The organism is Paeniglutamicibacter antarcticus (assembly GCF_039544305.1).
In the GTDB taxonomy this organism is placed as follows: Bacteria; Actinomycetota; Actinomycetes; order Actinomycetales; family Micrococcaceae; genus Paeniglutamicibacter; species Paeniglutamicibacter antarcticus_C.
This window is the reverse complement of the sequence record NZ_BAABLK010000024.1, coordinates 18,941-38,427: the sequence shown is the minus strand read 5'-3', so window position 1 is coordinate 38,427 and position 19,487 is coordinate 18,941. Positions and strand designations below refer to the sequence as shown.

15 protein-coding genes and 3 tRNA genes are annotated in these 19,487 nt (G+C 59.1%); 2 read left to right on the top strand and 16 right to left on the bottom strand.

The features are described 5' to 3' along the window. Position 1 precedes the first annotated feature (1 nt). From thiL to ABEA12_RS07280, 12 genes are all read right to left on the bottom strand, one after another. A complete protein-coding gene (thiL, locus tag ABEA12_RS07335; protein WP_210100588.1) occupies positions 2-1,021 on the bottom strand; it encodes a thiamine-phosphate kinase in 1,020 nt (339 codons plus the stop codon). Next, on the bottom strand, positions 1,008-2,648 hold the full coding sequence (locus ABEA12_RS07330; RefSeq protein ID WP_210100587.1) for a GTPase: 1,641 nt from the start codon (positions 2,646-2,648) through the stop codon (positions 1,008-1,010). The genes thiL and ABEA12_RS07330 overlap by 14 nt, the downstream gene beginning before the upstream one ends. Beyond that, positions 2,645-4,396 carry a dynamin family protein gene (locus tag ABEA12_RS07325; RefSeq protein ID WP_210102527.1) on the bottom strand — a complete coding sequence of 584 codons (1,752 nt, stop codon included), beginning with the start codon at positions 4,394-4,396 and terminating at the stop codon, positions 2,645-2,647. Before ABEA12_RS07325 ends, ABEA12_RS07330 begins: the two co-directional genes overlap by 4 nt. Before the next feature lie 171 nt (positions 4,397-4,567). Further along, a tRNA-Glu gene (locus ABEA12_RS07320) sits at positions 4,568-4,643 on the bottom strand. A gap of 49 nt (positions 4,644-4,692) precedes the next feature. After that, positions 4,693-4,765 (bottom strand) — tRNA-Glu (locus ABEA12_RS07315). A 68-nt stretch (positions 4,766-4,833) separates the two neighbouring features. Further along, positions 4,834-4,905 (bottom strand) — tRNA-Gln (locus ABEA12_RS07310). A gap of 115 nt (positions 4,906-5,020) precedes the next feature. Then, entirely contained in the window at positions 5,021-5,791 is a 771-nt protein-coding gene (locus tag ABEA12_RS07305; RefSeq protein ID WP_210100586.1) for an HAD family hydrolase, read from the bottom strand. 19 nt (positions 5,792-5,810) lie between these two features. Then, positions 5,811-7,316 carry a glutamate--tRNA ligase gene (gltX, locus tag ABEA12_RS07300; RefSeq protein ID WP_210100585.1) on the bottom strand — a complete coding sequence of 502 codons (1,506 nt, stop codon included), beginning with the start codon at positions 7,314-7,316 and terminating at the stop codon, positions 5,811-5,813. Positions 7,317-7,450: 134 nt separating this feature from the next. Next, the gene (locus ABEA12_RS07295) at positions 7,451-8,212 is read right to left on the bottom strand and encodes a fumarylacetoacetate hydrolase family protein (RefSeq protein WP_210100584.1); all 762 of its coding nucleotides are present in this window, start codon (positions 8,210-8,212) and stop codon (positions 7,451-7,453) included. Between the two features lie 3 nt (positions 8,213-8,215). Then, positions 8,216-9,325, bottom strand: coding sequence for a UDP-glucose 4-epimerase GalE (gene galE / locus ABEA12_RS07290; protein WP_210100583.1), 1,110 nt, complete (start codon positions 9,323-9,325; stop codon positions 8,216-8,218). A 95-nt stretch (positions 9,326-9,420) separates the two neighbouring features. Continuing rightward, on the bottom strand, positions 9,421-10,515 hold the full coding sequence (locus ABEA12_RS07285; protein WP_210100582.1) for a branched-chain amino acid aminotransferase: 1,095 nt from the start codon (positions 10,513-10,515) through the stop codon (positions 9,421-9,423). Between the two features lie 100 nt (positions 10,516-10,615). Next, a complete protein-coding gene (locus ABEA12_RS07280) occupies positions 10,616-11,674 on the bottom strand; it encodes a 3-isopropylmalate dehydrogenase (RefSeq protein ID WP_210100581.1) in 1,059 nt (352 codons plus the stop codon). Positions 11,675-11,847: 173 nt separating this feature from the next. Between ABEA12_RS07280 and ABEA12_RS07275 the strand changes: the two genes are divergently transcribed. Further along, on the top strand, positions 11,848-13,035 hold the full coding sequence (locus tag ABEA12_RS07275) for a sensor histidine kinase (RefSeq protein ID WP_210100580.1): 1,188 nt from the start codon (positions 11,848-11,850) through the stop codon (positions 13,033-13,035). Between the two features lie 5 nt (positions 13,036-13,040). Beyond that, the gene (locus tag ABEA12_RS07270) at positions 13,041-13,730 is read left to right on the top strand and encodes a response regulator (RefSeq protein WP_210100579.1); all 690 of its coding nucleotides are present in this window, start codon (positions 13,041-13,043) and stop codon (positions 13,728-13,730) included. A gap of 124 nt (positions 13,731-13,854) precedes the next feature. Here the strand turns inward: ABEA12_RS07270 and wecB are convergent, their stop codons facing one another. The 4 genes from wecB to ABEA12_RS07250 form a co-directional block, all read right to left on the bottom strand. Then, positions 13,855-15,039 (bottom strand): non-hydrolyzing UDP-N-acetylglucosamine 2-epimerase, encoded by a 1,185-nt coding sequence (wecB, locus tag ABEA12_RS07265; protein WP_210100578.1) that lies wholly within the window; start codon positions 15,037-15,039, stop codon positions 13,855-13,857. Positions 15,040-15,093: 54 nt separating this feature from the next. Beyond that, complete coding sequence (gene wecC / locus ABEA12_RS07260; RefSeq protein ID WP_210100577.1) at positions 15,094-16,326, bottom strand: UDP-N-acetyl-D-mannosamine dehydrogenase; 1,233 nt, start codon at positions 16,324-16,326, stop codon at positions 15,094-15,096. Positions 16,327-16,444: 118 nt separating this feature from the next. Next, on the bottom strand, positions 16,445-18,235 hold the full coding sequence (locus tag ABEA12_RS07255; protein ID WP_210100576.1) for a glycosyltransferase family 4 protein: 1,791 nt from the start codon (positions 18,233-18,235) through the stop codon (positions 16,445-16,447). Then, positions 18,232-19,437 carry a glycosyltransferase family 4 protein gene (locus ABEA12_RS07250; RefSeq protein WP_210100575.1) on the bottom strand — a complete coding sequence of 402 codons (1,206 nt, stop codon included), beginning with the start codon at positions 19,435-19,437 and terminating at the stop codon, positions 18,232-18,234. The genes ABEA12_RS07255 and ABEA12_RS07250 overlap by 4 nt, the downstream gene beginning before the upstream one ends. Positions 19,438-19,487 lie beyond the last annotated feature (50 nt).

The following is a 19,487-nucleotide window of genomic DNA, read 5'->3' as shown; positions in this document are numbered from 1 at the left end:
GTCAGCCACCGAAATGGTCGAATCCCTGCGCGGATACCGGGGCCTCCCCATCCACTAGGACCTTCCGGTCCCCTGAACCATCGTCGGCTTCCAGGACAGTGCCTACCGCCCGGAATCCATCCGGCAGGGCTTCGGCGCTGGAAAAGGTTGCCAGCAGTCCGTGGTCCTCGCCTCCGCCCAGGACCCAGTCCAGGGGATCGATGCCCAGGCGTTGCGCTGCGGAGAGCAATTTCTGCAGGTCATCCGCGAGGGTGTTTGTCTGGAAGTTGATGCCAACTCCACTGGCCACGGCCATTCGGAGTCCGTCCTTGAGCAACCCGTCAGACAGATCCATCATGGCAGTGGCACCTGCCCTGGCTGCTTCGGGCCCGGAATCCAAGGGCGGGGACGGGCACCGTTGCCCAAACACCAGAACCCGGTCCGCCTCGGACCATTCCAAATGGGAAACCGGGGAATCAAGCAAGGCCAACCCTGCTGCGGCCATACCGAGCACACCGCATACGGCCACCACGTCCCCGGGTTTTGCACCGCTACGCAGGATTGGCCTATCGGTTGCCAAGCTCCCCGTCAGTGCTGCGGTGATCGAGAGTTCGGATCCTTGGCCCAGGTCTCCCCCGCCAATGGCGCAATAGCTAGCCCCGAGTTCCCGCATCGCGGCGCTGAACCCCTCGGCAAGGTCTTCAACCCACGACACCGGGGTTTGGTGCGGCAGCGTCAAGGAAATCACTGCAGAGGTGGCGATGGCACCCATTGCGTTGACGTCGGAAAGGTTTTGGGCCGCCGATTTCCAACCGACATCGAAGCCACTGGTTTCAAACCCGCTGGGCCAGTACAACCTGAAGTCCTGGTTTTCAACCAAGGTGTCCACGGTGAAAACGAACTTGCCGCCCGGTGCGGCAATCAGCGCAGCATCGTCCCCCGGTCCAAGCAGGGGCTTCGCACCGCGAAGACGCGGAAGGATGCGTGAGAGCAAGCCGCTTTCGCCCAGCTTCCCGACGGTCAAGACGTTATTTTCCGGCACGTGCCAAGGCTCCAATGAAGAGGTTGTGTCGTGTGAGTTCGGCGTTTACCGGTTCAACGACGGAACGGATTGCGACGGCGCCCACGGCTGCGTGGAGTGCTTTCCTGGCCTTGCGGGCCCTGCCCGCGGAACCGATGCGGGCAACGAGCCCAGTAGCAAGACCCAAGACGATACCCAGCAATATGCCGATGAACACCATCAGGGTCGGAACCGGGAAGCCCTCCACCTTGGGCGCCTCGGGAACCGTGAACTGGAAGTACTGGGCAGCAAACAAGGCGCCCAGCCACAGGGCACCCGCCAGTGCCGTGACCAGCGAAATCCATTGGATGAGAGAAACCACCGGCCACCACCAGGCTCCCTTTCGGGCTCCGATGTCGGTGTTGGCGATGGCCTGGTCCAATTCATCGGGCAGGGTGTCCCCCCCTGCTCGAGCCGCACGTCTGATGGCACCCTGCCAAGCTTCGGGTGCACCTTCGCTGGCTTCTGCGGCAAAGTGCCGAACAGCGGAGTCCGCTTGGGCCTTTTGGGCTGCGCCGGGAGCCGGGAGGGAGGTGCGGTTCAACCTCGGATTCACGTCTTGGCTCTTGAGGTTCAGCCGGCGAAGTGGATCCGGACGTACCTTGGCCAGCCAGCGCGTCAGCGGCCAGCCGGTTTTTTTGTGGGCGTCGAGCCTGTAGGAACGACGCACTGCCCCAACGACCGTATCGACTCCTGCTGCGCTTGCAAGCTCACCGGTGAGCGTCTTGGTTGCGATTTGACCCGGAAGTTTCAGTTCCTCAAGGGTGGATCCTTCGCCCATGCGTTCGGCCACGCTTGCCACGTCGGCGGTCAGCCTTCGTGTGGTGGCGCCACGTTCGGTCACCACACGGGCGATCTCCCGCGCCAAATTGTCCACACCTTCACCGGTCAGCGCCGATACACCGAGCAGTTTCGGGTTTTCCAAGCCGTCAGCCAGGAGTATGGATTGCAGCGACTCCATGACCGGTCCGCGTTCTTCGTCCCTGAGCTTGTCGATCTGGTTCAGCACCACCAGGGTGACCGAGCCATGGGTAGCCAATGGCCTGATGAAATCATGGTGGACAGCGGCGTCAGCGTATTTTTGCGGATCAAGGACCCAGATCAAGACGTCCACCTGGCCGGCAAGCTTGGTGGCTATCTCACGGTTGGCAGCCATGGTGGAGTCGAAATCGGGGAGATCCAGCAGGATCAGGCCGTTCGCTTCTTTTTCTGATCCAAAGAATCCCTTTTTTTCCAGGCGCAATGGCGAGTCAAGGGTATGCCGTTCCTGGACTCCCAGCCAGTCAAGCAATGGATCGGCCCCGTCCCGACCCCAGATTCCCGCCAACGGCTGGTTGGTGGTGGGTCGGATCGCCGCTGTCCGCGCCAGATCCTGCCCTGCCACCGCATTGAACAAGGAAGACTTGCCACTGCCTGTAGCCCCAAAGAATCCGACGACCGTATGCTCGGCCGAAAGGGTCCGGCGGGTGGAGGCACGTTCAAGGACCTGCCATGAAACATCGCAGAGGCTTGCATCGATACGAGCGGCACCTAGCTCGGTGGCTTCCTTGAGCGCTTCGAGCCTCAGTTCAAGCGGGCTGGCGGTGGTTGCTTGTCGGCGGCGGCTCATGCACCTTGCTCCCTGGCCAGTCGGCGTATTGCAGCCGAATTCTGTTTCATGGTCTTGGCCTCAACAGACGTGGGGATGCCTTCAAGGAGGGAAAGGAATCGTTGCTTCTCTTGTTCCAACAGATCCGTGCAACGGGTTGCCAGGGAGTCCTTCGCTCGTTTGGTAAGCCGACGCACTGCGTCTTCCCCGAAGATGGCCTCCAGTAGTTTCTGCCCGACAACCGCAGAGCCGCCGGCAATGCCGACTTCCAACCCCGTCAATCCTGCGGTGGAAGCAAAGACAACAACCATGAGTGCAACGGCAACACCGTTGACTCCAAAGGAAACCATCCGTGCAGTCATGCGTTTGTTGGCTCCCTCGGTGCGAATGATTTCCATCAAATCCCCCTGCCAGGCACGAACCTGTTCGGCGACCCGCTCGGAGAACCCCTCTGAGAGAGTACCCAGGTTGGCGTTGCCGGCCAGGGCGGCCCCTGCCGGGTCCGCGCGCCACCGCGCCTCGGTGGCTTCGCTGGCTTTCGCGGCTTCGGCCACGACGACGGCATGCAAGCCGCTTTCAATGGCGGCTTCGACATGCTCAACCGGCTTGGGTTTTCCGGTGAAGAAAGCGCCGATCCTGTCCCTGAGCCTACCGATCCCGGATTCCAGTGACCGGAAGAACTCGCCGGTTCCCACGAAGTCCTGCCAGCGAGCCAAGACCTCGCCGCGCAACAGGGTTCCGTCTTGCACGCTGGTCAGGATTCCGGCGTGGGCGTCTTCGAAGGCGTCCTGCGCATACTGTGCCAGCCTGCGTCCTTGGGCGCACTGCTCGCCCATGGCCATCGATATGCTCTCCCCGCGTCCGGCCAGCCTGCCAAGTGCACCTGCGAGGGTCTGGCGGGCTATGGCGGCCCGTGATTCACTGTTGTCTGCCAACGCTCCCAGCCAAGATTTCAGCGGATCCACGGTGCTGGCGGGCAGCATGTCCAATTCATCGAGGTCGAGTTCCGGGATAATGAACAGCTCGGCGTGAGAGAGTCCTTCACGTTGCAGCATGCCTCGCAGGTCGTTGGCGATCTCAACTTCGGCTCCTGCGGGCACCCGGTCCAGGACCACCGCCAGTGTGATGTTCCGGCCGGCCGCTTCGGTCAACAGTCTCCACGGGACGGCGTCGGCGTACCTGTTCGCGGTGGTGACAAAGATCCACAGGTCCGCGGCGGCGAGGAGCTGCCCGGCAAGGCGCCTGTTTTCATCGGAGATCGAGTCGATGTCCGGGGCATCGAGGATCGCGATGCCGCGCGGGACCGCGTCGTCTTGGAGCAGGATGATGGACCCGGTCACCGCCGCGTCGGGTGTCGCACCGACCCGGTTTGCCCGAAGCTGTTGGTTTGCCCCGATGGCGGTTCCGGTGATGCGGCGCAGTTCCGGGAGGATACGGTCGTTTTCCAGCCAAGCCCTGTCCAGTTCGTGGTGAAGCAAGATGGGTTGGCGGGTGGTGGGCCGGATAGCTCCGGCACGGGTCACCGGGTGGCCGATCAGTGCGTTGACCAGAGTGGATTTCCCCGCACCCGTAGAGCCTCCGACCACTGCGAGCAATGGCGCGTCCAGGGCGCGGTAGCGCGGCAGGATGTAGTCATCGAGTTGCTGTACAGCGCTGCGTGCTGCTTCCCGTTCCAGGCTAGCTCCGGTGATGTCCAGCGGAAGGATGTTCCCGGCCAGGTCGTCCCTGACAATGGTGAGCAGGTTGATGGCTTCCATGTCTGCCGGCATGGCAGTGTGCGGAGGCGAACTCTCTGGTTCGGAGCCATTACTAGTAGTCACCACTACATCATGCCAAAGAGTTGGGCTTTATAGTTGCAAGCGCGGCTTCATTGTTCGCTAAGAAACGGAAGCCGAGGTTAAATACAAAGGGTTCCAAACCGTGGTCTGGAACCTTTGCGCTGGTGACCCCAGCGGGATTCGAACCCGCGTTACCGCCGTGAGAGGGCAGCGTACTAGGCCGCTATACGATGGGGCCGCATAGCTGCAACGTTTTAGGACTGTTACCGTCCGATTCACCTGAATCGTGACCCCAACGGGATTCGAACCCGTGTTACCGCCGTGAGAGGGCAGCGTACTAGGCCGCTATACGATGGGGCCGTATGCTCTGCTCGGAGGACTTTCGCCCCCCAAGCAGACCGGTCTCCGCTTTCGCGAAGACCGTGACGCTGGGGTACCAGGACTCGAACCTAGAATGTTGGTACCAGAAACCAGTGTGTTGCCAATTACACCATACCCCACAGCGCTTGAGCTCACCCTCCGGCTCTCTTGTCGAAAGCTTTCCTGCGCCTCAGCACGAGAAATAACTATACCGGCGGATCCGCACAAAGTACAAATCAGGTGGCCACTAGGGGCCTAACGGCCCCACATCCCCGAGTTCATACGCATTTCCGTCGCGAAAGTACCCAGATTCGACAGGATTCCCGCCGACTGCGTTTTGTGATCTGCCGCACGATCCAACAGGAGTCCTTGAAGGCCCGCATTGGCGGCTCCCTGTACGTCGTTGACCGGGTTGTCTCCTACGTACAAGGTGGCACCATGGCTGCTTCCCAGCAGCCGGCACCCTTCGTGAAACGGACGAGGATCGGGCTTCGGTGCCCCAACGGTGTCCGAACCCACGAGGACATCTATCCTGTGCAGGCCAGAAAGTTTGAGCTTGTTTCGCTGGTAGCTCTCCACATTGTTGCTCACAGCCCCATAGGGGATCGAGAGCTCATCCAGGGCATCAAGACATTCGTGGACATCGGGGAAAGGCGCCCACAAACTTTGCACCACGTCCTCGTATCTGGTGCTCCAATCACCCATGGCCTCCGCCGGTGGGGCTTGAACACCCGCGAGTCCATAGGCCCGCCGGATACGCTCGACGCGCTGGCCAAGGAACGTCAGCTCACCGGTCATGTAGCGTTCGTAGGCTCCTGCGCCGTCATTGGCGTAGTCCCGGGCCACTTCCTCGCGCCGGGAAGCGGGTATCTCGCCGAAGTCCCCGCCGGTGAGCTGGTGAAAGCCTTGGATCGCCGCGGAGTTCAAGTCAACCAGGGTGTCATCGATGTCAAAGAGGACTCCCTCGATCCGAGTGGCGGTGCTTATTCCGTGAGTCGGCCCGAGGGCGTCTTTCGTGTTCTCCATGATTCTTCGCTGCTCCCGGCTACCGGGTGGCCCGGAACGCGCGTACGCGGTTCATCGAGGACTCCTTGCCCAGGATCACCATGGATTCAAAGAGAGGCGGTGAGATGCGCTTGCCTGAGACCGCCGTGCGGATGGGACCAAAAGCATGACGCGGCTTGATTCCCAACCCTTCCACCAGCGCGGACTTCAAGACGTCTTGGATGGTTTCGGCATTCCATTGTGGAGCCGCCTCCAAGGCGGCGATTCCTGCGTCCAGGACCTCGGCCGTGTTTTCCGGCAGTCCCTTCAGAGCGTCGGCCGCAGGCTCGATGGATGAATCCTCGGTGAAGAGGAACTCCAGCATTTCCGGTGCTTCGCCCAGAAGTGTGATGCGTTCCTGCACCAAGGGTGCGGCTTCGGCGAGGATCTCGTTTTGGCGATCGGTGAGCGTCTCCCCCACCAGTCCGTGCGCCTGCAGGTACGGAACCAAACGTGCGCGGAAATCCTCGGCGTCCAGCATTCGCACATGAGTGCCGTTGATGGCTTCGGCCTTCTTGATGTCAAAGCGTGCGGGGTTCGAGAGCACGTCGTGGATATCGAACTTGGCGATGAGCTCTTCGCGGGTGAAGATGTCCTCGTCCGCGCTCAAAGACCAGCCCAGCAGTGAAAGGTAATTCAACAGGCCCTCGGGGATGAACCCGCGGTCCCGGTGAAGGAACAGGCTGGATTCGGGATCACGCTTGGAGAGCTTCTTATTTCCCGCCCCCATCACGTAGGGCAGGTGGCCGAAGAGCGGCATGTATGCGGCGACACCAATAGCGATCAGCGCACGGTACAGGGCGATTTGGCGCGGCGTCGAGGAAAGCAGGTCCTCGCCGCGCAACACGTGGGTGATTCCCATTAGCGCGTCATCAACGGGGTTGACCAAGGTGTAGAGCGGCTGGCCGTTGGCGCGGACGACCACGAAGTCGGGAACCGAACCGGCCTTGAAGGTGATTTCACCGCGCACCAGGTCGGTGAACGTCAGGTCCTCGTCGGGCATGCGCACGCGCAGCACCGGCTCGCGGCCCTCTGCGCGGAAGGCAGCGACTTGTTCCTCGCTCAGGGTCCGGTCGTACCCGTCGTATCCGAGCTTCGGATCCCTGCCGGCCGCTTTGTGGCGTGCTTCGACTTCCTCGGGTGTGGAGAAGGATTCATAGACGTGCCCACCGGCGCGCAGCTTGGCAATGACGTCTTGGTAGATGTCCCCGCGCTGGGACTGGCGATAGGGTTCGTGGGGTCCGCCGACGTTGACGCCTTCATCCCAGGTGATGCCGAGCCAGTCCAGGGCGTCAAGGAGTTGGTGGTAGCTCTCTTCGGAGTCTCGCTTGGCATCGGTGTCTTCAATGCGGAAGATCATCTTTCCGCCGGTATGGCGGGCGTAGGCCCAGTTGAACAGGGCCGTGCGGATCAGGCCAACGTGCGGTGTGCCGGTCGGGGACGGGCAAAAGCGTACGCGGACGGGGGTTTCATCGGTCACGGTGGGAATGAGGGAAGCATCAGTCATGATTTGACCATTCTATGCCGCAGCAGGCAACCAGCCCGCAAGCGGCAACGCGTGTGGCCCCGGCGGCGGCAGTTAAGCGAGTGTGGCCCCGGAAATAACGGGGCCACATCGACATAAGCAGGAAGTCACCGCTGCTAGCGGCGGAAGGTGTTGGACAACGTTCCTATTCCTTCAATCTCCACTTCAACGCGTTGGCCCTCGATGACCTGGCCCACTCCCGCGGGGGTTCCAGTCAGGATCACATCCCCCGGAAGCAGGGTGAAGGATTCGGAGGCATAGGCGATGAGCTCGTTGATGCTCCACACCATCTCGGAGGTGTTGCCTTCCTGGACAACCTCGCCGTCCAGCCGCGTGGTCAGCTGGGCATCCTCGTGATCCAGTTCGGTCTGGATCCATGGACCTAGCGGGCAGGATCCGTCCCAGCCCTTGACGCGGGCCCAAGGTGCGCCGGGACGCACGGCGTCACGCGCGGTGAGGTCATTGGCGATCGTGTAGCCAAAAATGACGTCCTGGGCCTTTTCCGCCGGAACGTCCTTGCAGATGCGTCCGATGACCACAGCCAGTTCGCCCTCGTAGGCAACATCCTCCGAGTAGCTGGGCAAGGTGATCGGATCACCCGAACCGACCACCGTCGTGTTTGGCTTCAGGAACATCAAGGGCTCGGCGGGAACCTCGTTGCCTCCTTCGGCTGCGTGGTTCGGGTAGGTGCGCGCGAAGCCAACCACCTTGGAGCGGGGAATGATCGGGGCCAGCAAACGGACATCTTCAAGCTTGTGCCTGGCACCGGTTGGCTTGATTCCTTGAAAGAACGGGTCACCGGCAATGACGATGACCTCGTCATCTTCCACCACGCCGTACAGGGGGTCATTGTCAACGACAAAACGAGCAATAAGCATGGGCTAAATCCTAGTGGTTTCATCGGTTCCGGAATGCCGATTTGTTTTTTTGGGCATCTTTGGTGTGGCCTCGGTCTCGTCCTCTTGCACGGCCGGGGTTTCGTCCGGGTAGCCATGAGGATTCGACGACTGCCAGCGCCACATGTCTTCGACCATCTGCTCGAGACCACGTTCGGCTTTCCAGCCGATTTCCTCTCGGGCCAGGGCAGGATCCGCGTAACTTGAAGCAACATCCCCGGGGCGGCGGTCCACGATCTCGTAAGGTATTGCGCGCTCCGAGGTCCGAGCGAAAGCCTGGATTACCTCGAGCACCGAGGAACCGTGTCCGGTTCCGAGGTTCCAGGCGTGAAGGCCACCGTGATCGTGCAGGTATTCGAGCGCTGCAAGGTGTCCCGCACCAAGATCCAGCACATGGATGTAGTCGCGCACGCCGGTGCCGTCCGGGGTTGGGTAGTCTGCGCCGAAGACGTTGACCTTCTCGCGGACTCCCACGGCTACCTGGGCGATAAAAGGCATGAGGTTGTTGGGGATGCCCTGCGGGTCCTCACCGATGCGTCCGGATTCGTGGGAACCAACCGGGTTGAAATACCGCAGTTTCGCGATGGCCCACCGCTCATCCGAGGCCGCCAGGTCATCAAGCATGTATTCGATGTGGAGCTTGGTGCGTCCGTAGGGGTTGGTTGCCGAGAGTGCGGTGGATTCGTTGATGGGCAACTGGGTGGTTTCCCCGTAGACGGTTGCCGAAGAGCTGAAGACCAGTGTGCGCACGTCATGGGCATCCATGGCATCGAGCAGGTTCAACGTGCCGGTGACGTTGTTGCGGTAATAGGCCAAAGGCTTTGACACCGACTCCCCCACGGCCTTGAGCCCGGCAAAGTGGATCACTGCCTGGGGCGCGGTCTTTTCGAATACTTCCGCCAGATGCTTCTCATCGAGCAAGTCACCAACATGCAGCTGTGCGTTGTGCCCGGTGAGTTCGGCGACACGGCGTAATGCTTCCGGGGAGGAGTTACTCAAGTTGTCGTAGACGTGGACCTCATGACCCTCTTCAAGAAGCAACAAGACTGTGTGGGATCCGATGTAGCCGGCGCCACCGGTGACCAAAATACGCATGGGAACCATTCTATGGAAATTGAGTCGGGGTACTCCCCCAAACACTTGAAAGGGCGGAATTCGTTACGAATCCCGCCCATCAATTTTACTTGCGACTAGGCCAGTTGTTCCAACCAGCCATGGCGGTCCTCAAGGACCCCCGTCTGGATACCGAGCAGCTCGGTGCGCAGCGCCATGGTGATCTTGCCCGCCGGGGCCTCCGGGTCCCCGATGTGCTCCTCGCCGTTCTTCAGGACGCCGATCGGGGTGATGACCGCAGCGGTGCCACAAGCAAAGACCTCTTCGATCGCGCCATTGGCGATTCCCTCGCGCCACTCGCCCAGGGTGATGGTGCGCTCCTGGACGTCCATCCCGCGGTCCTTGGCAAGCTGCAAGATCGAGGAACGCGTGACACCCTCAAGGATAGTTCCGGTCAGGCGCGGGGTGACGAGCTTGCCGCCCTTCATCACAAAGAAGACGTTCATGCCGCCGAGTTCTTCCACGGCCTCGTCATTGAACGGATCAAGGAAGAGCACCTGCTTGCAACCGTGTTGTTCGGCTTCCAGCTGAGCTATCAGGGATGCAGCGTAGTTGCCTCCGCATTTGGCCGCGCCCGTGCCGCCGCGACCCGCACGTGCGTAGTTATGGGCAACCCAGATCCCGACGGGCTTGAGTTCTCCGCCAAAGTAGTTCCCGGCAGGGGAAGCGATGACCCGGTAGGAGACCTCACGGGCCGCCCGAACTCCCAGGAAGGCTTCGGTGGCGATCATGAACGGGCGAAGGTACAGGGCTTCCCCGTCACCGGAGGGAACCCAATCAACGTCAGTTGCGACCAGCCGGCGCAAAGATTCGACGAAGACGTCCTCGTCCAGCTGCGGCAGTGCCAAACGCAATGCCGAACGATTCAGCCGTGCCGCGTTGGCATGGGGGCGAAAGGTCCAGACGCTGCCATCTGCATGGCGGTAGGCCTTCAGGCCCTCGAAGATCTCCTGGCCGTAGTGCAAGACCGAGGCTGCAGGATCCATGGCGATCGGCCCATAGGCTTCTATGCGCGCATTGGCCCATGTCCCCTCAGGGCCCTCGCCGTTGGCCCTCCAGTCAATGACAGCAGTGTGGTCGGTGAAGAAATCCCCAAAACCTGGGTTGGCCAAGATGTCGGCGCGTTCCTGATCGCTTTTACGGTGTGTTGAGAGATCTTCAGTGAATTCCATGATGCCGTCAGGCTTCCTCTTCGACAGGTGGTGAGGTGGCAAGCCCATCGAGGCTTGCCACCAGCAAGATTTGGTTCCTTGAAGAACCTATCCCACCACCTTAAGCCAGAGAGGCGACGATTGCATCGCCAATTTCGGCGGTAGTGCGTGGATCGGTCATTTCATCGCGGGAAGCGATGTCGCTTTCCACAGCCTCCTCCACCCGGCGCGCAGCCTCGGACAGGCCAAGGTGGTCAAGCATCAGCGCTGCGGAAAGGATCGCGGCGGTGGGATCCGCTTTTTGCTGGCCAGCGATGTCCGGCGCCGACCCGTGGACGGGTTCGAACATCGAGGGCGCTGTGCGGTCCATATTGATGTTCCCCGAGGCAGCCAGACCGATACCGCCGGTGATAGCACCTGCCTGATCCGTGAGGATGTCGCCAAAGAGGTTGTCGGTAACGATCACGTCAAAGCGCGAGGGACTGGTGGTCATGAAGATCGTTGCGGCATCCACGTGCAGGTAGTCGTGTGTGACGTTCGGGAATTCCTGGGCCACTGCTTCAACCGTGCGTCGCCAGAGGTGCCCCGCGTAGACCAGCACATTGTGCTTGTGCACCAAGGTCACGTGCTTCCGGGGCCGCTCACTGGCACGGCGGAACGCATCGCGAACCACGCGTTCAACGCCGTGGGCCGTGTTCACCGAGACCTCCGTGGCAATTTCGTGCGGGGTTCCCACACGCAGCGCACCTCCGTTGCCAACGTAGGGACCTTCCGTTCCTTCACGGACGACGATGAAGTCGATCTCGCCCGGTTCGGCCAACGGACTCGGGACACCGGGGTAGAGTTTCGCCGGGCGGAGGTTCACGAAGTGGTCGAGGCTGAAGCGCAGTTTGAGCAGCAGTTCGCGTTCGATCAAGCCTGAAGGGATACGGGTGTCCCCTGGAGCCGCGCCCACGGCGCCGAACAGAATGGCATCATGGTTGCGCAAGGCTGACAAGGTCTCCTCGGGCAGCGTCTCGCCGGTCTTCAGCCAGTGCTCGGCGCCGAGCGTGTAGTCGGTCAGCACCAAGCGCACATCCGCGGCTTCGGTGGCCTTCTTCAGGACCTTCACGGCCTCAGCGGTTACTTCGGGACCAATGCCATCACCAGGAATGACGGCAATATTCAAGAATTCACTCATGACACATGAGTTTATCGACTCGTATCATTATGTGAACAACCCATCTCAAATGATGAACAGATCTTCATCTGATGGCACCCTGTTCTCATCCCACGGAACGACGCGCACCTTGCTCTAAGCCACGTAAACTTGGAAGCGAACGCAGGAACAGACCATCGCCAACGCAGGAATCAATGACGCCACACCGCACGATAGATAAATGGATTCGTTCGAATCCGAACAAGGTCGACCTTATTTTCGGACTCGCCGTCTGGTTGCTCTTCGGACTCCTATCCAGCGTTGCGTACGCTGCCAACGGCTACGCGCCTTTTGTCGTTATCCTGGCTTCGGCGCAGACACTTCCTCTGATCTGGCGACGCTGTCGCCCCGGATTTGCGGCCGGGATCATTATCGCTGCACATCTGGTTCAGGTCATCGTGCTGGACGAACTGATGCCTTCCCAGATTGCCGTGCCGATCACGATCTACACCATGGCCGCATTTGGCAAGCGGTGGCAATCCTACGCCGGCCTCTCCGCGGGGTTTGTTGGTGCAGTCCTTGCCAGCCTGAGGTGGTCGTACTTTGGCGGGGCCCGGAGTTTGGATGGAACTGTCGCCAATTTCATTGGCCTTGGACTTGTTGTGCTGGTTGCGTGGACCTTTGGCGATCTGGCCCGTGCCCGGAGGATCACGTTGCAAGCCCTTGAAGAGAGAACCCGCAGACTGGAAGTTGAACGGGAGCAGGAACGCGAGCTCGCGGCAGCAGATGAACGCAGCCACATTGCCAGGGAGATGCACGACATCGTGGCTCATTCACTCTCGGTGATCATTGCCCAGTCAGATGGGGCCCGCTACGCCAGTGAGAACGATCCATCTGTCGCACGCGAAACACTGGCCACTATTTCCCAAACCGGGCGTAGTTCATTGCGTGAAATGCGCCGCCTTCTCGGCGTGCTGCGCAGTGATGAGGAAGCCTCCACCCGCCCGCTGCCACGATTGGTCGATGTGCCCGAGCTTTTGGAAGCCACTCGAATGAGCGGGATAGGAATCAAATTCACGCAGACAGGAACCCCGAGACGCTCCCTCCCAGCCGGTGCAGAGCTCACAATATTTCGCGCCATGCAGGAAGCACTCACGAATGTGTTGAAGCACGCGGGGCCCGCCACCACCGCAAATGTCAGTCTCAGCTGGGATTATCGTGGCCTGCAGTTGGACGTATCAGACAACGGCCGCGGCGCAGGTGCCCTTGGTACCACCGAGGAGGGTCAAGGCCTTCGTGGCATGGCAGAACGCGTATCCCTCTTCGATGGACATGTTGATGCGAAGCCTACGGTCGGTGGTGGGTTCTACGTGGCAGTATTCATCCCCTATACCGAGGACTAGAAATCTTGACTAAAAAATACCCGATCCGCGTAGCGCTCGTCGATGACCAACTGTTGGTTCGCAGTGGCTTTCGCATGCTCATCAACTCCCAGATAGATCTTGAAGTAGTTGCAGAGGCTTCCAACGGACGCGAGGCCATAGCTTCATCCGCTCTCGCGTCGGCGGATGTCATTCCCATGGACGTGCGCATGCCGGAAATGGACGGCATTGAGACAACAGAATTTCTGCTCTCCAAACAACCGCGGAGCGGGTCCGGTCCCAAGATCATTGTCTTAACGACCTTCGACATTGATGAGTATGCGCTTTCGGCAATCCAGGCAGGCGCCAGTGGATTTCTCCTTAAGGATGCGCCGCCGGAAGAACTACTCGAATCCATCCGTACGGTATATCGCGGCGATGCAGTCATCGCTCCCTCCACCACGCGGCGGCTTCTTGACCACGTGGCGCCGATGCTGAGGCGTTCCGCCCTTCCCAACAGTGCCCACGTCACCGCGGTGGATTCGTTGACCCCACGCGAACGGGAAGTCTTTGAGCTCATTGCCAATGGCCGGTCCAATCCAGAAATCGCAACGGGGTTGTTCCTTTCGGAAGCAACTGTGAAGACCCACGTCGGACACATACTGGCAAAGCTCAGCGCCAGGGATCGGGTACAGGCAGTTGTCATCGCGTATGAGACCGGGGTCGTTACCCCCTGAATGCCCAACTCCGTCGGACAGGTTTGGGCCCTTGCCGCAGGTTAAAAACCATGCCGATAGAACAACAGAAGGCCTCGTTCCACAACCCCAAGTAGTGGAATAAGACCTTCTGCATTTGCGCTAACTAGATGCTTGCCGCATCCACGAGGCTCGACTCGGACGGCAGATTAGAGTCAAAATCATCCATGCGGATGCCAACACCGAGAAGCTCGGCAATCGCAGCAACCGTACGTTGGGCAGCCTTGCCATCGCCGTACGGATTCGAAGCCAATGCCATCTGCTCGTAGACTGCTGGATCGTTCAGCAGCAACTGGACCGACTCAAAGATCTTCTCTTCGTCGGTTCCGATCAGCTTCACAGTTCCGGCCACCACTGCTTCGGGCCGTTCGGTATTTTCGCGCATCACCAGGACAGGCTTGGCCAAGCTCGGGGCTTCTTCCTGCACACCCCCGGAGTCGGTCAAAACGATGTTCGCTGCGGCAATGAGGCGTGTGAACTCACCGTAGGCCAGTGGTTCCGTCAGAGTGATGTTTACCCGCCCCTCGATCTCCGGGAGAAGGGCTTCCCTAACGGCAGGGTTGCGGTGCAGCGGAAGGATGAATTCAACATCCGGCTGGATCGCAGCCAAGCGAGCCAACGCACGGCCAATGCCCCGCATCGGTTCGCCTTGGTTTTCCCGACGGTGGGTTGTCACCAACACAATCTTGCGGCCCGAGGCAACGAGCTGCTCAAGACCGGGATCGCTGAACGGGATGTTCTTTTCCACAACGGCGAACAACGCGTCGATCACGGTATTGCCGGTGACAGCGATGGTCTTGGGATCGATTGTTTCATTGACGAGGTTGAGTTGGCTCAACGTTGTTGGTGCGAGGTGGAGGCTGGCAATTTGGGAAGTCAACTTCCGGTTTGCCTCTTCCGGGAACGGAGAGAAAATGTCGTAGCTGCGTAGGCCGGCTTCTGCGTGGATCACCGGAATTCCCCGGTAGAACGCCGCGATGGCGCCTGCAGTCGACGTGGTCGTGTCGCCCTGGACTACTACCGCGTCCGGCTTTTCCTTCTCAAAGATCTCATCCAGACCGTTGATGGTCTTGGTGAGCAAGGAGTTCAGCGTTTGGCGGGGCTGAATGACGTCAAGGTCGTAATCTGGCGTGATGTCAAAGAGTTCGTTGACTTGGTCGAGCATTTCGCGGTGCTGCCCTGTAACGGTCACTACGCAGTCAAAGTCCGGGGATTCGATTAGGGCCTTGACGATTGGAGCCACCTTGATGGCTTCTGGCCGGGTGCCGTAAATCGGCATGATTTTCTTCACGATTACCTATTCGTTGGGGCGAATGATGGTGTTGATACGAGTATGTTGCTCAGCCTAGCGCCAAAGACCGCGGGTATCTATGATGTCCTTGCCTGCCAACGCGGTGGCCGGTACGGTCTTGAACTGGTCGTGGTCGACCAGTACCACTACGGTGGATGCGCCTTCAATGGCCTCTTCAGTGGTTGCCAACCGGACGTTGTTCAGACCGAGGAGCGCCTTGGGCAGTTCCTCGATGTGAGGTTCGACGACGAGGAATTCAACGTCACGTGCTGTGTCGGCCAGGGATCGCGCAATGGCAATCGATGGGGATTCACGCAGGTCATCGATGTTGGCTTTGAAGGCAAGACCAAGAACGGCTACCTTGCCGTTGAAGCCAGCGGTCTGGGTCGACTGGATGACCTTGTCAACAACCCAGCCGGGCTTTGCGTCATTGGTTTCCCGGGCCTGGCGAATCAGCTTCGATTCCTCCGGGGCAGCTGCCACGATAAACCACGGGTCAACCGCGATGCAGTGCCCACCAACACCGGGACCCGGCTGCAGGATATTGACGCGCGGGTGGTGGTTGGCGAGCTCAATGAGCTCCCACACATTGATGTCGAGCTTGTCGGAGATCACGGACAACTCGTTGGCGAACGCAATATTCACGTCGCGGTACGAGTTCTCTACCAGTTTCGCCATTTCAGCGGTTGTCGCATCACTGATGAGGATCTCAGCCTCACAGAAGACGCTGTAGAGGTCCTTGGCCATCTGAGCAGCCAGGGGCGTAATGCCTCCGACAATCCGGTCGTTGGTCACCAGTTCTTCCATGACGCGGCCGGGTAAAACGCGCTCAGGGCAGTGCGCGATGTGCAAGGTCGAGGAGTCCAAGTCCGGGCGAGCGGCCAACAAACGGTCGGCCATGTGCTGGGTGGCTCCTGGAGGGGAAGTTGACTCCAAGATGACCAGCTCGTTGCCGCGGAGCTGTGGGGCAATCTTGTCGGCTGCTGCCTCGATGTAGGACAGATCAGCAGTGTGGTCGCCATTGAACGGAGTAGGAACGGCCACGATGTAGGCGTCGGCAGTAGGAGTATCGAAGCTGGCGGTCAACGTGCCGGCAGCAACTGCCGCCGCAACAAAATCACCAAGTGCCGGTTCGACGAATGGAACCTCTCCGCGGTTGACTGCGTCCACCGTTCGGGGAGTTACGTCCACGCCTTTGACGATGATGCCCTTGGAGGCAAGGATGGCCGCGGTAGGTAGGCCGATGTAGCCAAGTCCGACTACGGCAACTTCTTTAATACTCGTCACTATGACGTTTCCCCTTGGTTCGAATGGTCGCACCGAGGCGTGCTAAACAACCCGCCTTGGCACTGAAGTTTACGAGGCTACGTTCCGTAGCCTCGTTCAGAATACTGCATTCATCCATTCATTGCCGTTTAGTTGTGATCTTCTGGTAAATCTCGGACAGCTTTTGGGCATTCGCTTTCCACGTCCGTTCTGCGAGCATGATCTGTCTACCGGCCTGTCCCATCGAAGCCCTCTTCGAGGGATTTTGGAGCAATGTTCTAATAGCGCCTGCTAGCAGGTGCGGATCCTCTGGCTTCACCAACAAACCCGTTACGTCATGCACCACCAACTCGCGCAGGGCAGGCAAGTCAGCTGCAATGACAGGGATTTCGCAGGCCAGCGCTTCCACGGGCTTCAACGGGGTTACCGCTCGAGTCACTGACAGGTCTCGTCGCGGCACAACGAAAATATCTAACGCACAGTGATAAGTTCGAGCGTCCTTGCGCGGGACGCGTCCAGGAAAAATGCAGTACTCTGCAATGCCTAACTGCTTGCTCAATTCAACGAGATTGTTAGTTTCAACACCGCTGCCAACTATCAGGATGCGAAGCCTCGGATTCTCCGGGATCAGCTCAGCTGCGGCTGCAATCAAAAGGTCCAATCCTTCGTATCCGACCAAGCTACTGACGGTGCCCACATACTCGAGATCAGTGGACAATCCGAGCTTTTGACGGGCGTCTTTTCGGTTCATAGGGAGGTCAAGATATTCGCCTCCGATGGCGTTTGGCGCGATGGAAATCCGGTCAGCGGGCACACCATGCTCAATCAGTTGTGATTTCATGGCTCCGCCCAACGTGATTACGTGGGAGGCTCGCGAAGCGACAAAGGCTTCTCGCTCCTTGAACAACTTGTACCGCTGGGAATCGCTCGCGTTCTTCGGCCGTGTCGAAGCCCAGGTATCCGCAAGTTGGCCGCGGACCTCGTAAATCCAAGGCAGCCCAAAAGACTCAGCAACAGCCATGACAGCTAGAGCATTAGAAAAGTCTGTCGTAGTATGCAGAACACTTGGGCGTATGCACACGACGACGTCGGCCAGGGCATCCGCCTGTTGCTGAATCTTCGATTTCATGTCCGATTTAAACTCATTTGGAAGAACGCGACGGTAGATGATCCCATCAACACTGTCTATCTGCTTGGCCATGAGCTTTCCGATGGAAATCGGATATCCAGCGCGCGTGAGCACCTCAACATGCCAGTCTTCGTCCCTTAGGGACGTCACAATCGAATGCGACCGTTGCGCGTATCCACTGCCAGTGTGCGGAAGCGAGTTTGTCAAAAAATGAAGAGTCGTTTTTTCAGTAGGCTTGGCAGTGTCACCTCCTGAAATCGAAGATACCGTCGGAAGCGCACCTTCAAAGACCTCCAGCTCGCTTTGGTAGTGCCGAAGCTGTTTGTTTCTTGAGCCGACAGCCCGCTCCAAAATGTCAATGGCACGTTGCATGTCCCCGAGGTACCAGGCGTATCTGGCTTGGGTCCGGGTATACGCCACATTCGTGGAGATCTTATTTCTCAACAAGTAGCCGCAACTGGCGGGATCCTGGATCGCGATACTCATGTCACCGAGTCTTGCCAAGTCTGAGTCAGACAATTGAGCAAGGTCGAGGTCATAAATGTAGGAAACGAGCTTAGATGTGTTTCCGGACAACAAGTGGCAGAAGGCGGTAAGAATCGTGGCGCGTTTCGGTAGAAGCTGAACACCTACCATGGCACATCTGCGGATCCAGCGTGAATCCAGCCGACGCGCAGTCTGCAAAGAGAAATAGAGAGGATCGTCAAGCAAGTTGTCGATGACGATCTTCGTGACAATCCGCGTGTTTTTGAGGAGCTGGCGAGCCTTACCTCCCGCGCTCGGTAACATCGAATGGTTCACCAGTTTTTCCTCACCCCGGGCACCTCGTTGATAAGTTGGACGTACTTCTCACCCAATTTTTCCAACGATGCTTTTTCAAAGACCCAATCACGTCCAGCAGTTCCAACCTCAACTAAGTGCCGGTCCGAGGCCAACTGCTTCCAAAGCTCCGCAATATGCTGTGGATCATGGTCGACGATGTTTCCTGCGGACGCATTGGCGATGATCTGGGCCGCTTCGCCTTTGACGATTCCCGTTATGTGACATCCGAGGGAGAGCAACTCATAAATCTTGGACGGCACAGTGTGCTCAAAGCTCTTCCAGTCGTCCCGAAGACTCACGACGCATGTATCAGCCCATTGATAGTGGGCTCTCAGTGCGTTGCCACGAACTGCCGGTTCAAATCTAACTCCAGCCCCAATGCTTTCTGCGTAACGCCGCAAACGTTCAGTAGCAGTCCCTCTGCCGACGATGCGGAGTTCGACATGGTCGCAGGCGAGGGTTGAAGCCTTAATCACGGACTCGAGCCCCTGGCTCTCCCCCAGATTGCCAAGGTAGAGAACATGAAGCTTCGGCGTTGGTGCTTTTGGTCGCGGTTGAAGTGGTTCGAAATTCCGAGTACTTATCCCGTTATGGATCGTCTGCACTGCAGCGACGCCATCGCGCTCCAGAACCTTAGCAAAGCCATCAGTAACGGTAACGACGAGCGCGGCTCGGCGTTGAACCGCGCGGACCGCTATATGCGCCAGAGCTGTCAGCCAGCGCCACCGCAGAATCCTCGATTCAGATATGAGATCAGGCCAGGCGTCGCGCATCTCAATAATCAACGGCCGTCTGAAGAACTTTGCGATGGCAAAACCGATGAACAAGGTTGGCAGAGCTGGCACTGTTGCTATGACGACGTTTGGACGTGGCTGGAAAAGTGCTCGGGGAAGCATTGCGGCGCCATCAACCGCGTGTTTGATGACCTTGCCGGCGATGGTTTGAGGTTTCCCTAGCGAAAAATAGGTCCGAATTTTCTCTCCGTGGGAACCTCGATGTCCGTTAGACCAAGGTTCTGTCCGCAGGCCGGGTCGAGCGGTTCTTGGTGTGACTACGGTAACGTCCCACCCGGAACGACGCATGATGCGAACAAATGAATCCCACCGCCGTTGCGGCGGTGAAGTCTCCGGAGCGTATGAATGCGTCAACAGTAGAACGCGCACCGCATCCCGTGACATCATCCACCTATTTCCTAGGAGGAACTCTCCTAAACTTGCTTTGAAAGGCTAAC